This is a genomic window from Pseudoalteromonas sp. S1612 (genome assembly GCF_005887175.1).
Lineage (GTDB): Bacteria > Pseudomonadota > Gammaproteobacteria > Enterobacterales > Alteromonadaceae > Pseudoalteromonas > Pseudoalteromonas undina.
Map to the genome: position 1 here is coordinate 39,093 of NZ_PNDH01000001.1, position 19,352 is coordinate 58,444.

The window sequence follows — 19,352 nt, forward strand, 5'->3', positions numbered from 1 at the left end:
TAAATTTCAGTGACTTAAAAAATAAAACCATGATAAAAAGCTTTAAAATGTGCGGATTTCCACACACTTTAAATACCTACTATCACCATTTCCACCCACTAATCGGTAAACATATCTCGATTAAGGTTATGTTTACTCATTTTATCGTAGAGGGTTTTGCGCGCGATTTGCAACGTTGCCATGGTGTCTTTAATACTGCCATGATTAAGCTCTAAGGCTTCCTCTATTAAAGACTGCTCATAAAAGCTGACCTTTTCTGCAAGGCTTAAGTCCAATGATAACGACGAGCCACTACTGCTTGAGTCACTCTGTGCAAAAGCCAGATCGGGGCCAAGTAGTACCGCTCGTTCAGCCTGGTTTCTTAATTCACGAACATTACCTGGCCAATCATGCGCAAGTAGGCGCTGTTGTAACTCAATATTAAGCGCACCTAAAGGTTTATGAAAACGAGTGGCCGCAATAGAGCTAAAGTGCTTAAACAACAAAGGAATATCGGCTTTTCTATCTCTTAACGCGGGAATGCTGACTTTAACTAAACTCAATCGATAGTATAAATCGGCTCTAAACTCACCTTTTTCTACCAACGAAAGTAAATCGACCTTAGTGGCCGCAACAATACGAATATCAAGGTCAATGGCTTTATTTGCACCAACGGGAGTAACTTTTCGCTCTTCAAGCACCCGTAGTAATTTAACTTGTAGTGACAAGGGAGTGCTTTCAATTTCATCTAAAAAAACCGTGCCGCCTTGTGCAAACTCAAACTTGCCTTTGCGATCTTGTGTTGCGCCGGTATATGCACCACTAACAGCACCAAACAATTCACTTTCTATTAGTTGCTCAGGCACCGCACCACAGTTAATAGCCACAAACTGACAGCTGGAACGGTTACTATGATCGTGTAAATAACGGGCAACCAATTCTTTACCTGTACCAGTTTCACCTTCAATTAATACATCTGCAGGTGTATCAATCACTGTGTTGAGTAAGTTCATCATGTGCTGCATTTTAAGGGTCTCGCCTAAAATGCGCACACCGGGCGCAGAGGTCTTTTCAACCGCACGCTTCAGAGCTCTGTTTTCCATAACTAAAGCACGTTTGTCTGAGGCCCTAGCAATGCAATCTAATAAATTTTCGTTCAGGGGTTTTTCAAATAGATCATAAGCACCTAATTGCATTGCTCTAACCGCTACAGAAACATCGGCATAACCTGTTAAAAATATTACCGGAAGTTCACTGTCAAATGCTTTTACCTGCTCAATAAAAGTTAAACCATCCATGGTGGGCATATTTATATCACTGAGGACAACGCCATAAAAATTGCGACTTAAACGGCTTAAAGCAATACTAGCATCACTAAAGCACTGCACCTCATACCCTTCGAGGGTTAAAAGCTGATTTAACGAATCACGGATCATCGCCTCATCATCAATAACAACCACTTGCTTACAAACAACGGCTTCAATCATTTTTTGGGGCCTCTATGCTTGATAAACTAATAATAAACTGTGCACCGCCTTGAGGACGATTGTGCGCCGTTAAGTAACCATTAAATGAATCAATAATTTGCTTTGATATTGATAAGCCCAGCCCTAAACCATTACTTGACTTGGTACTGTAAAAGGGTTCAAAAATAGATCCCAGCACATGGTGTTCAATACCTGGACCACTATCTAAAATAGAAAGCTTAACGCGCTCCTCAAAACACTCAACATCGAAACTAAGCTCTCGTTTAGGCTCACCTTTCATTGCTTGTGACGCATTGGTGATCACATTAACCAGTACTTGTTCAAATTTTAATGCATCAACCCACACCGTGATCTCTTGCGAAAACTGCGGAGCACTGACGTTCACATCGTCTTGTTTAAGTTGCGGGTGGGTGATCATCAACGCATTGTTTAATAACGCCGACAGTGGATGTGGTCGCAATTGCATTGTCGCCGGCTTACTAAAGTGTTTAAGCTGCGCCACTATTTTATGCACCCGCTCTACCAAATTCTCAATAATAATTAAATTTTCACTTAATGCATTGAGTTTCCCCTTTTTGAGGAAAATTTTAGCGCTTGCCAAATAAGTGTTCATGGCGCTCAGTGGCTGGTTAATTTCATGATTAATACCCGCACTTAGTTGCCCTATTGTGGCTAATTTTGCCGACTGTACTAGTGCTGTTTGCGCTTTTTCAAGCGCTTGGGTGCGCTCTAATACTTCAAGTTCTAAACTGTGACGCGAGTACAGTAATTTTTTATATCCGGCAAAGCGTGCCAATAAGCTATATCCGACAAAAATAAATACCCAATAAAACAACACCAGCCATAACAATCTGGGCACCTGTAATGCATTTATGCTTGAAATATCAACCAATACCGTCATCGTTGCATTTAGGTGTGTCAGTGGTCTTGAAGCGGCAACATATTCATCTTTAGCAATTTTAAATTGCTCAATGCCCTGACTTTTGTAGCGCTGCTGCTTTATTTGTAACGGTTGATGATCTAAGTAAGCACGGCGCTGTTTAATATCGCGGCGTGTAGTAATATCAAGCTCTGTAAACGTGTTTAAACGCCATGCTGGCTCATCTGACATAGCAATAATTTTATCCGCAAGCTGCAAATAAAAATGACTGCCTTTTGAAGTATTTAATAACGAACGATCGTTTTCAAATTTAGCGACATTAATTTTTAGTGCCACAACGCCAATGGCTTTGCCATCTTGGTAAATAGCCTGCGAGAAGTATATTCCGCGTTCTTTCGAGCGTTGTCCAAGAGCAAAGTAGGCGACCTTTTCTCCGGCAAAAGCTTGTTTAAAGTAAGGCCGAAATGCAAAGTTGCTCCCTAAAAACGTATAGTCGGTTTGCCAGTTGCTACTGGCAATAACGTCGCCATGAGTATCTAGTATGTATACATCTGAGGCACCGCTGGCTTGTTGAATATCAGCCAAGTAATTATTAATTGCATTGAAGTGTTGTGATTCATTATTAGTAAAACGAATCAATAAATTATTTTCAGTAAGGAGCTGAGGAATAGCTGCAAAGCGCGCGAGTTCATTATCAATATAATTATTTAATTGAATGACCTGTTGGTCAGCTTGAATTTTAGCTTGGCCTAAATCATAAGCACGGCCAAATGAAAATGTAACCACTAATAACAGCACTAACAGAATACAAGCAAAAATAATTTTTTTAGGGATGGAGAACATAAACGCCTATGACACCAAGGTGCCAATAATAAGTAATAGCCACTATTGTATCGATTTATAGGTCTTTGCAGAAGAAACTTTTTGTTAACAAGTGTATTAAAACTAAAAAACCGTGAAACTAAAAATATCTCACGGTTTAATTCCCTGCAAGGGGATGCTGTTTTAGCTTAATCTACGCTTTTGCAAGCGCTGGCTTGTCTTTGAAGTACTTATACAAACCAATTAATGAGGCTGCGATCCAGAATATTTCAATTACAAAACTCGCTAAGTTAAAGTTATAGCAAAGACTAATAAGTAACAAAATAGCGCCACTTAAATTCATTAAATTATACGTCAAACTTTTTGGCGATACTTTATTTAGTTGCAGTAAAAAAAACGAACCAACCACTAAAAAAGTGCCACTCATACCAACAATATCAAATAAAAGTGCAATCACACGTCTATCCTTTTCCATTTTAAAACCCAACTGACTGGCCCAATCCATGGGGAGGGTTTTTTTCAATCATTGAAACAGCAAAACCAGCGAAGTTTACCAGTGAAAAAAAAGCAAACAAGGGCTTATGTCCGCCTCTTGATAGTTTGGGTTAAATAGCTACTTTATTTAAAAGTGACTTTACCACCTATCATTTTATAAGCTGCAGTTCCTCTTATAGTCGCTGGGCGAGCAAAAGGCCGCTCACAGCCTGGACATACGCATTCAGTATGGGTGTGATCTTGGGTTATTCTTTCTATAAAGCATTTTACTAAAGCACCTTTCCCCCCTTTACGGTATTTGAATAACGGTGCCTTACACGCAGAACAAAATATATCGACCGTTTTTGTAGGCCCTTTTTTATTGGGCTTAGCCATACTTCCTCAATCATTACTTTTTGATTAGTTAATAGCATATGCTATCACATGATAGAAAAGAAATTGATGGGCGTAGGAATTAATAATCAGAGTTATGTTTATTAAGTAATTAGATTAAAAATATTGTGCGATTAAACTTTATTAGCTAAACGTGTTAATTGAGCTGACAGCACATTCATACTAAAGGGCTTTATAATAAACCCTGATACCTTTGCATTAATTATCTTTTTTACAGTCTCAGAGCTGTCTTCACAAGTCACCATAAGTACGGGGAGCTGAGCATGCTCAGTATCCTTTCTAATAGCATCAAGTAGGGTAAGGCCATCCATTTTTGGCATATGTAGATCTGTTATAACCAAATCTATAAGTTGATTTTTAAGTATAGTTAACGCTTGCAGACCATCGGTTGCTTCAACAATGTCTTTATAATCTAACTGCCTCAACATATTAATGAGCACATGTCGCATTAATGGCATGTCATCAACAACTAATATTCTCATACGAATGATTAACCAAAGTAGGTACAAACAAATCTTCATTAAAATGAATTAACAAAAACTGCTATAGGTAGTATTTACATTAGTTAACTAAAGCTGTTGAAGCAAATAATCAGTTTTATTTACACGACGCAAGTTTGATAATTAAGTCAGCATTAGAAATTACCAAACGAAGCTTGAATAAGCTCAGCTAAGCATGCTGGGCTGAGTGTAATTTCAAGTCCTCGCTTACCTGCGCTCACATAAATAGTATCAAAGTCTAATGCGCTTGAGTGTATGTAGGTCTTTAAGCGCTTTTTTTGTCCAAGAGGACTAACGCCTCCCAAAATATATCCTGTACTTGCCTGTACTTTTTGCGGCTCTGCCAGCATTACTTTTTTTACTACACAGAGCTTAGCCAATTGCTTTAAATTAATCTGCTGAGTAACTGGCGTCACAGCAACAATTAGTTGTTGTTCTGAGGTTTCTAACACCAATGTTTTAAATACTTGAGCGCTATTAAGATTTAGCTTTTCAACTGCTTCAAGGCCATAATTAGTATTGTTTACATCGTGCTCATAGCTGAGTATATCAAATTTAATTCGGGATTTTTTTAGCTGTTCTATTGCAGGGGTCATCTGATATTGTCCTTAATAAATTTCTGATAACTTACCATATTAAACAAAAAAACGGCGCTTAAAAAAGCGCCGTTTTTACCTAAGTTCTGTTAACCCTAATAATTACTTAGTCAGGTCATCAAAAAACTTTTTAACGCCATCAAAAAAGCCTTGCTCTTTTGGACGGTTTTTTGAGCTATCTTTGCCCATGCTTTCTTCAAGTTCAGTAAGCAGGTCGCGTTGACGCTCGTTAAGATTCACAGGTGTCTCAATCACCACTTTACAAATTAAGTCACCTTGAGCACCACTACGTACAGACTTAACACCTTTACCACGCATACGGAACATTTTGCCCGTTTGTGTTTCTGAAGGTATTTTAAGTTTCGCACGGCCATCTAATGTTGGCACTTCAATTTCACCGCCAAGGCCTGCTGTAGTAAAGCTAATAGGCACTTCACAGTATAAGTTGTTCGCTTCACGAACAAATATCTTATGTTCACGAACCGACACTTGAACATACAAATCACCTGCTGGTGCGCCGTGCATACCAGCTTCACCTTCGCCAGATAAACGAATACGGTCACCTGTATCAACACCTGCTGGAATTTTTACCGATAGTGTTTTGGTTTTCTCTACACGGCCTTGGCCATGACATTTGTTACAAGGATCTGAAATAATTTGACCTTGTCCATGACATGTTGGACATGTTTGTTGTACGGCAAAAAAGCCTTGGCGCATTTGTACTTGGCCAGCACCGTGACATGTTGTACATGTTTTTGGCTTAGAACCCGCTTTGGCACCGCTGCCATCACACGGGTCACAACTAACCCAAGTCGGTACTTTAATTTCAACGTCTTTACCACGAACCGCTTCTTCTAAGCTTAAATCCATGTTGTAACGTAAATCTGAACCACGCTGCTGGCGAGATTGGCGTCGGCCACCGCCGCCTCCAAAAATATCACCGAATACATCACCAAAAATATCACCAAAATCACCTTGACCGCCACCAAAGCCACCGTGACCACCGCCACCACCTTGTTCGAAGGCAGCATGGCCGTATTGGTCATACATTTGACGTTTTTGCGAGTCAGTTAACACTTCATAAGCGTCCTTTACTTCCTTAAACTTGGTTTCAAGGTCTTTATCACCGGCGGTACGATCTGGATGATATTTCATCGCTAAGCGTTTATACGCTTTTTTTATGTCTCGCTCACTCGCATCTTTGCTTACGCCGAGGACTTCGTAATAATCGCGTTTTGACATATCTATCACACTACTCTTTTCTATGTGCAGCGCTAGCTGCTGGACAAACCGATAAATCATATCGATTTATCATTGAATTTTTAAAGCACTTTACTTGCATCTCTTACATGCAAAAGGCGCGTTAAGCTTTAGCCTACGCGCCTCAGGTGTTCATCCTAACTTAAACACACAATGTAGTCATGGTGTTTTCGGTTAGCGAGAAGCGTTAGTAACAATTACTTGTCGTCTTTAACTTCTTCGAACTCTGCATCAACAACATCGTCGTCTTGCTTAGCAGACTGTTGTTGCTCTGCACCGGCATCACCACCCGCTTGTTGTGCTTTAGCTTGGGCAATTTCCATTAGTTTTTGAGACTTTTCAGCAAGTGCTTGTGTTTTAGCTTCAATTTCTGCTTTGTCGTCGCTCTTAATAGCGCCTTCAAGGTCAACAACAGCCGCTTCAATCGCTTCTTTGTCTTCGCTTGGTAATTCATCACCCGCTTCTTCAATTTGTTTACGTGTACCGTGAACAAGTGCGTCAGCTTGGTTACGTGCAGCTACTAACTCTTCAAACTTTTTATCGTCTTCAGCATGTGCTTCTGCATCACGAACCATTTTTTCAACTTCTTCGTCACTTAGACCTGAAGATGCTTGAATAGTGATTTTTTGCTCTTTACCTGTGTCTTTATCTTTAGCAGATACATGTAAGATACCGTCAGCATCCACATCGAATGTTACTTCGATTTGTGGTGTACCACGTTGTGCTGGGCGAATACCTTCTAGGTTAAATTGACCTAGAGATTTATTGTCGCTTGAACGTTTACGCTCACCTTGTAGCACATGAATGGTTACCGCAGACTGGTTATCTTCTGCTGTTGAGAATGTTTGCGATTTCTTAGTAGGAATCGTGGTGTTTTTCTCAATCAGTGCCGTCATTACTGAACCCATCGTCTCAATACCTAGAGATAATGGTGATACGTCTAGTAATAGTACGTCTTTCACGTCGCCAGCAAGTACACCACCTTGAATCGCTGCACCTACTGCAACTGCTTCATCAGGGTTAACGTCTTTACGTGGCTCTTTACCGAAGAATTCCGCTACTGTTTTTTGAACAAGTGGCATACGAGTTTGACCACCCACAAGAATGATATCGTTGATATCGTTCACAGATAGGTCTGCATCAGCAAGTGCGCGTTTAAGCGGTTCAATTGACTTAGTTACTAAGTCTTCAACTAGTGACTCAAGCTTAGCACGTGTTAGTTTAACATTCATGTGCTTAGGGCCTGACGCATCAGCGGTTACATACGGAAGGTTAACTTCTGTAGATTGTGCTGATGAAAGCTCAATTTTTGCTTTCTCTGCTGCTTCTTTAACACGTTGCATAGCAAGTGGGTCAGTTTGTAAATCAATACCTTGATCTTTCTTAAATTCAGCTACTAGGTAGTTGATAACACGGTTATCGAAATCTTCACCACCTAAGTGAGTGTCACCGTTAGTCGCTAGAACTTCAAATGTGTGCTCGCCTTCAACTTCATCAATTTCAATGATTGATAAATCGAAAGTACCACCACCTAAGTCATATACCGCTACTACGTTTTCGCCACGGTTTTTATCCATACCGTATGCAAGCGCTGCAGCAGTTGGCTCGTTAATAATACGTTTTACTTCAAGACCCGCGATACGACCCGCATCTTTGGTTGCTTGGCGTTGTGAATCGTTAAAGTATGCTGGCACTGTGATTACCGCTTCAGTTACTTCTTCACCTAAGAAGTCTTCAGCTGTTTTCTTCATTTTTTTCAGTACTTCAGCAGAGATTTGTGGTGCAGCGCGTTTTTCGCCGCCCGCTTCAACCCATGCGTCGCCATTATCAGCTTTGATAATTTTGAAAGGCATGATGCCGATATCACGTTGTACTTCTTCGTCTTCAAAACGACGACCAATTAAACGCTTAATTGCAAACAATGTGTTTGTTGGGTTAGTTACCGCTTGACGTTTTGCAGGTTGACCTACTAACGTTTCACCGTCTTGCGTGTAAGCAATAATAGACGGGGTTGTGCGATCGCCTTCCGCATTTTCAATAACACGTGCTTTGTCACCATCAAGTACTGCAACACAAGAGTTAGTAGTACCTAAATCGATTCCAATAATTCTACCCATGAATCTTCTCCAACTTCTAAATTCGTTAATACGTTCGATGACTAGTTAATAGGGATGCTACAAACTTAATTCAACTGTAAAAATGAAAAAAAATTCATTTTTTTTAATTTATTTACTAAATAACCCTAAAAAGAGTAAGGATTGCTCATTTTTTGTTATTTAAGAGGACCTTTATTATCTGGTCTGATGAGTTTGTGTGTGATATAAATTTAGTAAATAACATCAAAAGGACATTATTTGTGCACTTTGAACAATTATTACAACTCGCCTCTCAAGTAAGTCAGAAAACAGGCCCAGAAACCAATACTATGCAGTTCCCTGCTAATTGGTGCCAAGGTAGAACGGCTTTTGGCGGACTCTCTGCGGCGCTTCTTTATCAAGCAATGCGCAATAAAGTTGATTCAACAAGACGACTGCTTTCTTTAAGCACAAACTTTGTAGGCCCTTTGTTGGCTGAAAAGCCATTTTCTTTGTCGGTAGAAATATTACGTGAAGGGAAAAGCAGCACCCAAGTGCTCGCCAAAGCAATTCAGGATGATTCAGTATGCGTAATTGTGCAGGCCTGTTTTGCTAAAAATCGTAATTCATCAATTAATGTACCGGTATCAAAGTCGCTAAGCTTACACCCTGTGAACGAACGTCACTGCTTAGGGTTTGTGCCTGGGCAAATGCCAGAGTTTTTTCAACATGTTGATTTGTGCCCTCAACAAGGAGCCATGCCGTTTAGCAGTGCTGAGACCTCTCATTTAGGTGGTTGGATGCGTTTTAAACATACGCCAGAAGAAATTACTGAAGCCCATGTTATTGCCCTTACTGACGCATGGCCGCCAACATTGCTGCAAATGTTTAAACAACCAGCACCGGCAAGTAGCATGTCGTGGTATTTAGAGTTTGTACAAGCGCCTAACTTAGCGCCAGGTGAATGGCTGGGGTTTGAAGCAATCACTCATCATTCAAAAGATGGGTATGGTCTTGAAGATGGCTGTATTTGGTCGCAATCAGGAGAGCTTATAGCCTTAACTCGCCAAACCGTGGCGTTATTTGATTAACAACTAAAAACGAGTGAAGTCGCGCTGGGTATATTGTTTATCTAAATTAAGCATTATGGTGCGATATTCACCGCTTTGAATTATGTTGGCCAAGCCTTTGTCAAACTGCTGTCTCAGCATATCATTATTAAAGTACGCAGGCCTTGCCGCAGATGGAAAAATAGCATGGATAACAAAATCTTTTGTGGCATTGGTTTTTTGATATTCCTTTAAGTAGTAAAGGAATATGCGTCTATCGAGAATAATCGTATCAACCCAGCCTGCCATTAAATGGTGTATCTGCGCTTGTTGATTAAGTACTTCTTCGTACCCTCTCAAGTTCTCTAAGTTGTGGCCAAACTCTTTTGGTAAATAAGCGGGTGCGTTTTGAAATGCTAAAACGCTTTTAGTGGCCAGATCGTAAATCGTATTAATAGTGAAGTTACTCTTTTTAAGACTCACCACTACATTCTCATAACTGACAACAGATTGGCTTCGATATATGCCAGTAATTAAAATACCCGAATAATTTAATGCAATATCGACATGCCCTCGGTTCAATAAGGCATCGGCACGCTGATTTGACATATATTGCACATCAACCTTATTTATATTTTGGTTACTAAGTGCTGCTTTTACAATCTCGAGCTGAATACCTGAATCATTTTCACTTATTACATAAGGTGCAACTGTAGGGTTAGCAGCAATAGTAACTCGCTGCTGATTAATACCTTTAACAAAGGCCAAGCTATCGCCACATAAACACACTAAGGCTAATAAAAATACCACTTTCACACTATCACCTAATCCGTTTTTATTTTCAGTTGTTGGGGTTACTTTTCTTATTATATTGTTAGTAATTTAGCCGCAGTGTTTGTATTTAGCTATTAATTATAGCAATATTTAAATTATTGAATTAACTATAAGCTAACATTTTGCAAACTGCCTGCCCAAGCTGTGATCTTATCATTGATATTCCCGACATTGATGCAAAGCAAGTCGCACTGTGCCCTCGCTGCAACCATAAGATTCGCGGTATTAATGTTAATAATGACATCGAAATAGTCGCCCTGAGCCTCAGCGCACTGCTGATGTTGCTCAGCAGTATGTTTTATCCATTTATTTCTTTTAGTAGCAACGGTATTACCCAAACGATTACCCTACCTGACGCTGCTCGTATTTTATTTAATTATGATAGTGACCTACTTGGCCTATTTATTGATATTAGCATTATTATTTTACCTATGAGCTTGCTCATTATTTTAATCCCATTGCACTTAGGAGCACTTAAAACACTTCCGCAAGCAATTGCAAGAAGACTATTAAAATTTACCCTGGCACTTGAACCTTGGATCATGTCAGAAATATTTTTGATTGGTGTTTTGGTTAGTATGGTTAAAATAATGTCATTAGCTGATGTTAGTTTTGGCACTAGCTTTTTTGCCTATGTGGGATTTGTAGTTTTATATGTTAGTGCGTTAACACGGTTGAATCGTGCCCGGTTATGGTCTCAGGTAAGCCCTGCAACTCGACTTGAAGGTAGTGCTGGCATAGAGCGTGCGATAGATGACAATATAAAAGCCTGTCATGTTTGCCACCAACTAAGTATCGAATCCACCTGCCCTCGTTGTCATAGCAAAACATATTTAAGAAACCCCTACAGCGTACAAAAGGCAGCGGCATGGTTAGTTACTTCACTCATTTGTTATATCCCGGCAAATTTACTGCCCATTATGTACACTATTAGCCTAGGAGATGAAACTCCTGCAACCCTTATTTCCGGTGTAATTACCTTATGGAATAGTGGCTCGTACCCTATTGCGCTGATTATATTTTTTGCAAGTGTAGTGGTGCCATTAGCCAAGGCGCTTATTTTAAGCTTTTTGTGCATTATGGTTACAAAGCCTGCCAACCTTTATACAAAAGGTTACACAAAAGTGTACCAACTAACTGAATTTATAGGAAAGTGGTCTATGATTGATGTATTTGTTGTGGCTATATTAGTCGCACTTGTGCAGTTAGGAAACTTAATGTCGGTTATACCGGGTTTAGGCATCGTCTTTTTTACTGTTATGGTATTATGCCAAATGATGGCAGCACACGCATTTGACCCTCGTTTACTGTGGGATTCACCTAAAAATAAAAACGCAGAGAATAAAGCATGACTAAAACAGCCAACGTAGCACAAAAAACACGGATTTCTGCGATTTGGATTATTCCAGCGGTTGCCTTATTTGTTGGTATTTGGATGCTTTATCAGTATCAATTAAATAAAGGGCAAACAATCTACATCACTATGCCGCAAGCCGAGGGCATTATTGCTGGTAAAACAGAAATTAAAGTGCGTAGTGTAAAAATAGGTCAAATAGATCATATACGCCTTTCCGACAGCCAAGACAGCGTAATAGCTCGGGCACAAATAGATAAAAATTACGATAATTTACTTACCGAAGATGCCAGCATTTGGGTTGTAAAACCTCGCATAGATGAAACCGGCATTACTGGTATGAGTACTTTACTTTCAGGGGTTTATTTAGAGTTTTCACCAGGCGAGAGCAAACAATTAAAGAAGCAGTTTAAACTTCAAGAAGAGCCTGCATTAATAGGCAAAGATGTACAAGGTGGACGCTTTAAGTTGCTCAGTTACAATGCAGAAGTACTCGATGTGAGTACTGGCATATTTTTTAAAAACTATAAAATAGGCCAAATAGAAACCGCCACCTTTGATTGGAAAAACCAAGCAATGCAATACGGTATTTTTATTAAAGCTCCCTACGAGAACTTGATCACCTTAAACTCTATTTTTTGGGTTAACTCAGGAATAGAAATAGATCTTTCTGCTGATGGCATAAATATTAACACCGGTTCACTGAGCAAGTTATTAAAAGGTGGTATTTCTGTTGGTTTGCCTGACCAGCAAGCTCCCGGCGATTTGGCAAAAGACGGTCATAGCTTTTCTTTAAGTCAAAGTTACAAACAAGCTCTAGAAGAACGCTTTTATGACTTTGATTATTACCTTATCGAATTTGAACAATCCATTCGTGGGTTACGTGTAGGTGCGCCAGTAGAATATCGCGGTACACGCATAGGTACTGTAGTTGAAGCTCCCGCGAACGTAATAATAGATGGCAAACCCGCTCACTTTCGTGCTAAAAACACCGCTGTCCCTGTATTGATCAAAGTGGAATATGGACGTTTATACCACAACAACGCCTTAGCTAAAGAGTATTGGAAATCAAGCATAATCGAGTGGATAAAAAATGGTATGAGGGCATCATTAAAGCCAGGGAATTTGTTAACCGGTGCAGTTTATGTTGATTTTGACTTTTATACCGACACCCCTAAAAGCGAGCTTAAAAAGCTTGCTCAATATGATGTATTTCCTAGTGTATCGAGCGGGATAACCGTGCTTGCTGACCAAGTGTCTGATGTACTGAATAAGGTAAATAATTTAAAAATTGAAGACAGCTTGGCAAAAATGCAAACAACCTTTAGCGAGTATCAGGCATTGGCCAGCGAGATGCGCATATTATTAAGTAAACCTGATACCCAAAATTTACCCGGTGACTTTAATCGTAATCTCGAAAAAATAACCAAAAGCATGGAACAGTTTGAAATAACCATGCGCCAATTCGATAAAACAATGGCAAGCTACCAAGCAGGATCTCAAATGCACCACCAGCTTGAACAAACACTGCTACAAATTAAACGTTTATCTGAAGAATTCCAACCACTTACTCGTGGTTTAAACGAACAGCCTAACATGCTCATTTTTGATAAGTCACTGCCTAGTGACCCGCAACCGAGGAAACAATAATGAAAGCACTATTTTTACTTTTAACAAGTGTGCTCTTTATCAGTGGTTGTAGTTCGGCTATTCAAACTGCAACTCAATATTACCAGTTTGAGCAACCCATTAATGACTCTTCTCGTAATGTGCAAGATACACAGGCACAACTCAGAGTGCAAACAGTTACCTTAAGAGGGGCATTGAATAATCGGGGTATTGCGATGAAAGTAGATAGTAATCAAACTCATGCTGCTAATTATCATCTATGGGGGGAATCACCAGATGTTATGCTGAGTGCCAGCGCGCAGCAAACATTATTTAATACCATGACCAACTGGATGGTTATTAAAGGGTTGCCGGTCATTACCGACCAACAGCAACAAACATTTTACGAATTAGAATACGAACTACACCACTTTAACGGTGATCTGCAAGGTAATGCAGATATTTCAGGGCTATGGCGTTTATACTACACTCACCCAGAATCAGGTAGACGTTTACTAAGCATCCATAATTTTTCATCTGTTATGCCAATCGATGATGATGGCTATGATTCATTGGTGGCGACTCTTGAAAAAATGTGGCAACAAATCAACATTCTTGCGGCAAAAGAAATTGAAAAAACAAGACTCAATCATAAATAAACACTTTGATGGTGGTTTTATCAGCATTAGTGACTGCCTTACCCACCTCAGTAAAACCTAGTTTATATAGTACATTTTGAGATCCTAAATTAGCCGTTGAAGTAATTGCGCATACATCTTTTATACCTAATTTATGTCTGTTATTTAAAAGTATTGTAGCTGCTTCAAAAATATATCCCTTTTTTTCAAAGCCGTCTTTTAACGCAAACCCTAAATCGGGATGTTGCATAGTCGCTCGCTGATAAAAACCAACAATACCAATAACCGTTTCATCATGAAGTGTGATTATATAAGGCCCAAAACCGTGTTCTTTGTGGGCAGATATAAAACTGTCTTTGATGTATTTTTTAGCGTCGTCTAAAGTGTAAATACCTTTATCACCAATGTATTTAATAAAGTTGGCCTGATTAACTAACTTAAGTAACTCCGCCGCATCTGCTATTTGTGCGAAGCGTATAAGTAAACGTTCAGTTTTAAAAGCAATATTCAAAATAACTCCTTGGTGTCCAATACTATAATTTAACGACATTAAAAAAACCCAGTCAACAATGACTGGGTTTTTTGGTTTTAGAGTAATTTCAAACTTACTTTTGCAATTTTATATCGCTGTAGTAAGCATCTAAACTCGTCACTTTAGTTTGATTTGGCAAATCAGCAAACTCGCTATCACTAAACTTAGTGCCGCGTAGCTGCACATTTAAACGTGCTGCTTTTGGGTTTAACATTGTTTGCTGGTAGTAATCTTTAATATCAGCAAGCGTGACTTTTTCCACCTCTGCAATTAATTTTTGTCTTGAATCAAAATCAAAGTTTTCACGATACCAATCGTTAATCAATGGACTCATTTCGTCGCTTAAATTCTTTGGCTGTTCTTTTAACGAAACCAAAGTTGCATTTTTAAGCTGTGCAAATGTTTCCTCACTCATGGCATTAAGCTCAGAAGCGTACTCTTTTTTAAACTTGTCAAAGCGCACTTGAATGTCTTTCGGCCCTTTCACTGGTGTTTGAATAAATAAACCAATACCTGAGTAATCTTCAATAGGACGCGCTAATGCGCCTACTGCATAAGCAAGTTGCTCTTCAGTACGCATTTTATCAAACGCGATTGTTCTAAAGTGACCTTGCAATACAGCTGCCTGTGCTTTTTGTTTGTAACCAGGAGTTGGGTGAATGGTCATATCGACCACAGCTACATCGGCGACATCAATATCTTTGTGTAATACACGCGCTTCACCCGGTTGCGGTAACCACGCTTTACTGCGTGCAAACTCCGTTTGAGTATGTTTGCTTGGTAAGATAGCCGCTAACTCAGCAGCAATAGCATCAATGTCTTTTTGGTTGTAGTTACCGTAGCTAAATACACGTAAGTTATTATTCGCTAAGGTGCTTTGCTTTAAAGCGTGTAAATCAGCAAGCGTTAGTGTTTTTGCAGCCTTAATTAGCGCTTCTGTATCGAAACTGCCAGTACGAGTCAGCTTTGAATACTCACCAAATGCTTGTGCATAAGGGAACTGTTTTTGCTGATTCAGTAAATCTCGCTGATAACGGTCAATCGCTTGATTAAACGCTTGTACTGAAATTTCAGCATCAAACCCAGCTAACGCTTGTTTAAGTAAAATATCTTGTTTATCGGTAAAACCACTTAACGATAGCACCAATCCATTACTTGAGCTTAAATTAACGTTCATGCCAGCAATGGCAGCTTCAGTTCGTAACTGACTTAATTGAGTGTTATACAGATCAGCCCAAACAGAATAAAGTACGGTTGAGTTAATATCATGCAAACCTGTTTGCGTGTTGATATACACCTCAACTAAACCTTTAGGCTGCTCTGCAAACTGCTGACTTGCTTGGCGCCAAATTTTTACGCCGTTTTTATCATAGCTAAGCTCAGGATGCTTCTGCTCTTTAAAAGCTTGCGTTTTAATAGCAAAACTCTCTGGTAGTAAATTGTTAACACTTGGTAATGCTAAATTAAAATCACTTGGTTTTTCCCAGCTGGCAATTTCTGTATCGCTAATATCGTTAATTTTATATTTGCCATCGTAAAAATGCAGCTCAGAATCTGTATCTTCCTGTTGAGAAATATACCAGATGCGAAGTGTATCGGCATTAAGTTGCTTAAGTACATTGTTCACCGCATCAGCATCAAATTGAGCATAGTAGTACGGTGCGTTTATAGCATGATTTAACGGGTAATCTTGCATGCTTTGAGTCAACGCACTGACATAGTTAAACTCATCGCCCTTTTCTAAAAATTTAAACTGATTATTTAAAGAGGTGCGAATTTCATTAAAGTACTTACTATTAACGCCCTCACGCTTAATCAAGTCAATGTATTGCATGATTGTCGCGACAATTGATTCGCGGTTTTTCATACCCTCATCAGTCAGCTCTATATTCACGTTCAAAGAACCGTAGTTGCCATATTGATTTGGAGAGGCAGAGGCTGATAACTGAGATACCCAACCTTTATCACGTAATATTTGCGCTGGACTACCTGGCATTTCATTACTAAGTAAATAGGCAACAAAGCGATTAGGTTTTACTGCAAATTCATTTTGGTTATTAGTAATTGTGAAATCGAGTTGTAATTGTTTTACGTCTTCATTTGGTGAGTAAAAAACACGTTTACCACCTGCATTATCAAAATCTAAGCTAGCTGTAACACTTGGCTTTTCAATATTTTTATTTTCAATGTCAGCAAAGTATTTTTGTGCTTTTTTCTGCATTTCTGAAATTGGTAAGTTCGAAATAAGCGCCACTTTCATAATATTTGATGAGTAATATTTATTATAAAAATCAACCGTTTCTTTGTGTAATGAACTATCAGCTTTATCGCCTAGGGTTTCAAGGTTACCAATTAAGAATCGGTTAGCCGGATGATCACCCATCATTTTACGTGCAAGTTTAAATTGGCCGAAAAAGTCCATTTCACGACGCATTGACCATTCAGCATTTACTGCATTTTTTTCTTTTTCTGTGTATTCTGGGTAAAGCTTAGGGGCTTTAAAAAAGTCTGAAAAGCGGTCTAAGCCTTCATCAAACGCATCGTTATTAATTTTAAACATGTAGTTAGTAATATCGAGCCAAGTGTAAGCATTATGCGCGCCGCCGTTTTTAGTCATAAAATCGGAGTACCCTTTAGTGTCTGGGTATCGCTCCGTACCTAAAAACAACATATGTTCTAGGTAATGCGCCATGCCTTGTTGGCTCATTGGGTCGTGTAACAGACCTACACCTACACTAAGTGAAGCCGCTGATTTTTCTGCGCTTGGATCAGAGACTAAAATCACTTCAATATCGTTAGCAAGTTTCAAGGTTTTATATTCACGATTATCGTTAGGGCTTACAACGAGCGTGGGTGATAAAAGTGAGGTTTGTGGTGATTGAGAAAGAGTGGCGGTATTTGAACAACCGCTTAATATTGCTAGTGCAATTGCACTTAAGCCGATGATGTGTTTCATTTTAGTTTTATCCGTTATCGTAGAATAGGGTATTAGCGTTTTAAAAAGACTAAATCAGCTATAAACTACCACTATCAATTAATACTATGCTACTAATTAGCACTTAATTATGTAACACATTGTGAATAACAATCGAATACTCAAAGAAAATAATAAGGTAAGTTATGGAAAAGATAATAATAATGGCCATGTTTGTGCAGGTAACACTTTCATTAGTTGTTATGGTGATTATGGGAAAACGTCGTTTTGCAGCGGCTAAAAATAAACAAATACAGTTAAGCGACTTTGCTGCTATGCGCCTCGATAATGCAGGCGATCATGTGAGAGTAGCGGATCGTAATTTTAGCAATCAATTTGAAATACCTGTGCTTTTTTATGCGGGATGTTTACTTGCTTTACAGCTTAATATGGCAAGTGTCCCTATCGCAGTATTGGCGTGTATATTTGTAGCCACACGCATTATTCATAGCCTCATTCACCTTGGTAGTAATCATTTAAGAGCCCGTTTTAGAGTATTTTTACTAGGCTGCTTATCTGTATTTGTAATGTGGTTTTTGCTATTGCTGGGTGTACTTTTAAACTAAAAAATAACAGCGAATTTAATAATTCGCCGTTATTTTTTTAAAGTTTACTTAGCACGTTTTAAGCGAGGTGCTACTAGCAATAGTGCACCTAATAACCATGCCATACTGCCACTAGAGTCTGACGTTTTTGGTGGTGTAACTTCAACGTTATCAATTAATGTATTCTCTTTTGGTGTTAAGTTTTGTGCTGAATTAGGATCATCATCAAGCACAACCACACTTTGAATTGATACCAAGTTTTCATTACTAATGATTAAGTTTTCATCTGAACATTGCTCTTTAGTAACACCAACTAATGGCACCTGAGAACAATGAACTAAGGCAGCAATTTTATCTAAGGTTTCTTGGCTTTGCGCAGTGACTTGTCCGAATACTGTAAATCCACCATTTTGCAAATCTAAGTTTTGGCTATTATCACTCATGTTAAAAAACCATTGGCTAGTAGCGCTGTTTTCATTACCGCCCTGCTTTGCCATAGCAATTGTCCCTTTAACGTTTGAATAAACAGGTTCGTTTATTACCGCAGGCTTAGTTGTAATTGGATCCATTTCATCAGAAAAAGTAAAACCCCCTCCTTGAATAACAAACTTATCAACAGAGCGATGTATAACCGTTTGATTGTAGGCGGCATCATCAACATAACTTAGGAAGTTTTCTACTGTTTTAGGTGTTTGTTGATCAAACAAGTTAATTTCTATCGTTCCTTGGCTCGTCTGCATTTCGACTATGGTTGCTACGCTTGAAAAACTTGCTGCAGTTAAAATTGACGCTAAGATAAGCTTCTTCATTATTTTTCCTATTTTTTATTGTCATTAGGCGTCATAGAGTAGTGTTATTCATTTTATAAATCGATACATAAGTACTTAACGCTACAATTCATAGCAAATCGATTACACCATAGTTACAACTGTTTACATTTTAATTTTAAACATGTTATGGGTAGTTAATTGCCTGAGTGCCCTAGTGTGCATCACGGTTACTCTTTCTAATGAATTTTAAACCTAGCAAGATACTTAAAAAGCCCCTTATCAATCACTTTTTTTTTGTTATTATCAACTCACAAAGTGATAGGAGTAATATAATGACTAACAACACGACTATTTGTGACTTTGGACTACACCAAGGTGAACCTTACACCCAATTGCCCGTTAGCTTTTTGAAGTGGATGATTGATGTTAATCATCAAAAATCTCAATATGCACGAGATGAACTAGCACGAAGAAACAGAGTTGTAGAACAACAGCGTGAAGCCTCGCTGGCTGAAAAAACATAAAGAAGTGCGTTTTTTTAACCTCGAACTAGTTTAAACT

Annotated in this window: 18 protein-coding genes; 6 read left to right on the plus strand and 12 right to left on the minus strand. The window is 38.9% G+C overall.

Annotated elements, in window-relative coordinates:
* Positions 1-98 precede the first annotated feature (98 nt).
* The 8 genes from CWB78_RS00190 to dnaK form a co-directional block, all read right to left on the minus strand.
* On the minus strand, positions 99-1,466 hold the full coding sequence (locus CWB78_RS00190; RefSeq protein ID WP_138593879.1) for a sigma-54-dependent transcriptional regulator: 1,368 nt from the start codon (positions 1,464-1,466) through the stop codon (positions 99-101).
* Positions 1,459-3,189: a sensor histidine kinase gene (locus CWB78_RS00195; protein WP_010389009.1), complete on the minus strand. Its 1,731-nt coding sequence runs from the start codon at positions 3,187-3,189 to the stop codon at positions 1,459-1,461. The genes CWB78_RS00190 and CWB78_RS00195 overlap by 8 nt, the downstream gene beginning before the upstream one ends.
* A gap of 172 nt (positions 3,190-3,361) precedes the next feature.
* A complete protein-coding gene (locus CWB78_RS00200; protein WP_010389010.1) occupies positions 3,362-3,625 on the minus strand; it encodes a CBU_0592 family membrane protein in 264 nt (87 codons plus the stop codon).
* Positions 3,626-3,786: 161 nt separating this feature from the next.
* Complete coding sequence (locus CWB78_RS00205; protein ID WP_010389011.1) at positions 3,787-4,038, minus strand: hypothetical protein; 252 nt, start codon at positions 4,036-4,038, stop codon at positions 3,787-3,789.
* 131 nt (positions 4,039-4,169) lie between these two features.
* Positions 4,170-4,538 (minus strand): response regulator, encoded by a 369-nt coding sequence (locus CWB78_RS00210; protein ID WP_010389013.1) that lies wholly within the window; start codon positions 4,536-4,538, stop codon positions 4,170-4,172.
* A 152-nt stretch (positions 4,539-4,690) separates the two neighbouring features.
* Entirely contained in the window at positions 4,691-5,152 is a 462-nt protein-coding gene (gene ybaK, locus CWB78_RS00215) for a Cys-tRNA(Pro) deacylase (protein WP_010389015.1), read from the minus strand.
* Positions 5,153-5,254: 102 nt separating this feature from the next.
* Positions 5,255-6,394, minus strand: a complete 1,140-nt coding sequence (dnaJ, locus tag CWB78_RS00220) for a molecular chaperone DnaJ (protein ID WP_010389016.1) — start codon at positions 6,392-6,394, stop codon at positions 5,255-5,257.
* Between the two features lie 215 nt (positions 6,395-6,609).
* Positions 6,610-8,529 carry a molecular chaperone DnaK gene (dnaK, locus tag CWB78_RS00225; protein ID WP_010389017.1) on the minus strand — a complete coding sequence of 640 codons (1,920 nt, stop codon included), beginning with the start codon at positions 8,527-8,529 and terminating at the stop codon, positions 6,610-6,612.
* Positions 8,530-8,768: 239 nt separating this feature from the next.
* On the opposite strand from dnaK, the gene CWB78_RS00230 reads away from it, so the two are divergent.
* Entirely contained in the window at positions 8,769-9,578 is an 810-nt protein-coding gene (locus tag CWB78_RS00230; RefSeq protein ID WP_055011960.1) for a thioesterase family protein, read from the plus strand.
* A gap of 3 nt (positions 9,579-9,581) precedes the next feature.
* On the opposite strand, the gene CWB78_RS00235 is transcribed toward CWB78_RS00230, so the two are convergent.
* Positions 9,582-10,352 (minus strand): substrate-binding periplasmic protein, encoded by a 771-nt coding sequence (locus tag CWB78_RS00235; protein WP_075170269.1) that lies wholly within the window; start codon positions 10,350-10,352, stop codon positions 9,582-9,584.
* 140 nt (positions 10,353-10,492) lie between these two features.
* On the opposite strand from CWB78_RS00235, the gene CWB78_RS00240 reads away from it, so the two are divergent.
* From CWB78_RS00240 to CWB78_RS00250, 3 genes are read left to right on the plus strand one after another with little or no spacing between them, the layout of a single operon-like run.
* Positions 10,493-11,722 (plus strand): paraquat-inducible protein A, encoded by a 1,230-nt coding sequence (locus CWB78_RS00240; RefSeq protein WP_010389020.1) that lies wholly within the window; start codon positions 10,493-10,495, stop codon positions 11,720-11,722.
* On the plus strand, positions 11,719-13,374 hold the full coding sequence (pqiB, locus tag CWB78_RS00245; protein ID WP_109875241.1) for an intermembrane transport protein PqiB: 1,656 nt from the start codon (positions 11,719-11,721) through the stop codon (positions 13,372-13,374). Before CWB78_RS00240 ends, pqiB begins: the two co-directional genes overlap by 4 nt.
* On the plus strand, positions 13,374-13,991 hold the full coding sequence (locus CWB78_RS00250; protein ID WP_138593880.1) for a PqiC family protein: 618 nt from the start codon (positions 13,374-13,376) through the stop codon (positions 13,989-13,991). Before pqiB ends, CWB78_RS00250 begins: the two co-directional genes overlap by 1 nt.
* Here CWB78_RS00250 and CWB78_RS00255 read toward each other — a convergent pair.
* Together CWB78_RS00255 and CWB78_RS00260 are read right to left on the minus strand one after the other, a co-directional pair.
* Complete coding sequence (locus CWB78_RS00255; protein ID WP_502705090.1) at positions 13,978-14,520, minus strand: GNAT family N-acetyltransferase; 543 nt, start codon at positions 14,518-14,520, stop codon at positions 13,978-13,980. The genes CWB78_RS00250 and CWB78_RS00255 overlap by 14 nt on opposite strands.
* A gap of 55 nt (positions 14,521-14,575) precedes the next feature.
* A complete protein-coding gene (locus CWB78_RS00260) occupies positions 14,576-17,458 on the minus strand; it encodes an insulinase family protein (RefSeq protein WP_138593881.1) in 2,883 nt (960 codons plus the stop codon).
* A 164-nt stretch (positions 17,459-17,622) separates the two neighbouring features.
* On the opposite strand from CWB78_RS00260, the gene CWB78_RS00265 reads away from it, so the two are divergent.
* Entirely contained in the window at positions 17,623-18,042 is a 420-nt protein-coding gene (locus CWB78_RS00265) for an MAPEG family protein (protein ID WP_076921711.1), read from the plus strand.
* Positions 18,043-18,086: 44 nt separating this feature from the next.
* On the opposite strand, the gene CWB78_RS00270 is transcribed toward CWB78_RS00265, so the two are convergent.
* Positions 18,087-18,830, minus strand: coding sequence for a peptidylprolyl isomerase (locus CWB78_RS00270; protein WP_054201246.1), 744 nt, complete (start codon positions 18,828-18,830; stop codon positions 18,087-18,089).
* Between the two features lie 293 nt (positions 18,831-19,123).
* Between CWB78_RS00270 and CWB78_RS00275 the strand changes: the two genes are divergently transcribed.
* Positions 19,124-19,315, plus strand: a complete 192-nt coding sequence (locus tag CWB78_RS00275) for a hypothetical protein (RefSeq protein WP_010389030.1) — start codon at positions 19,124-19,126, stop codon at positions 19,313-19,315.
* Positions 19,316-19,352: the final 37 nt, after the last annotated feature.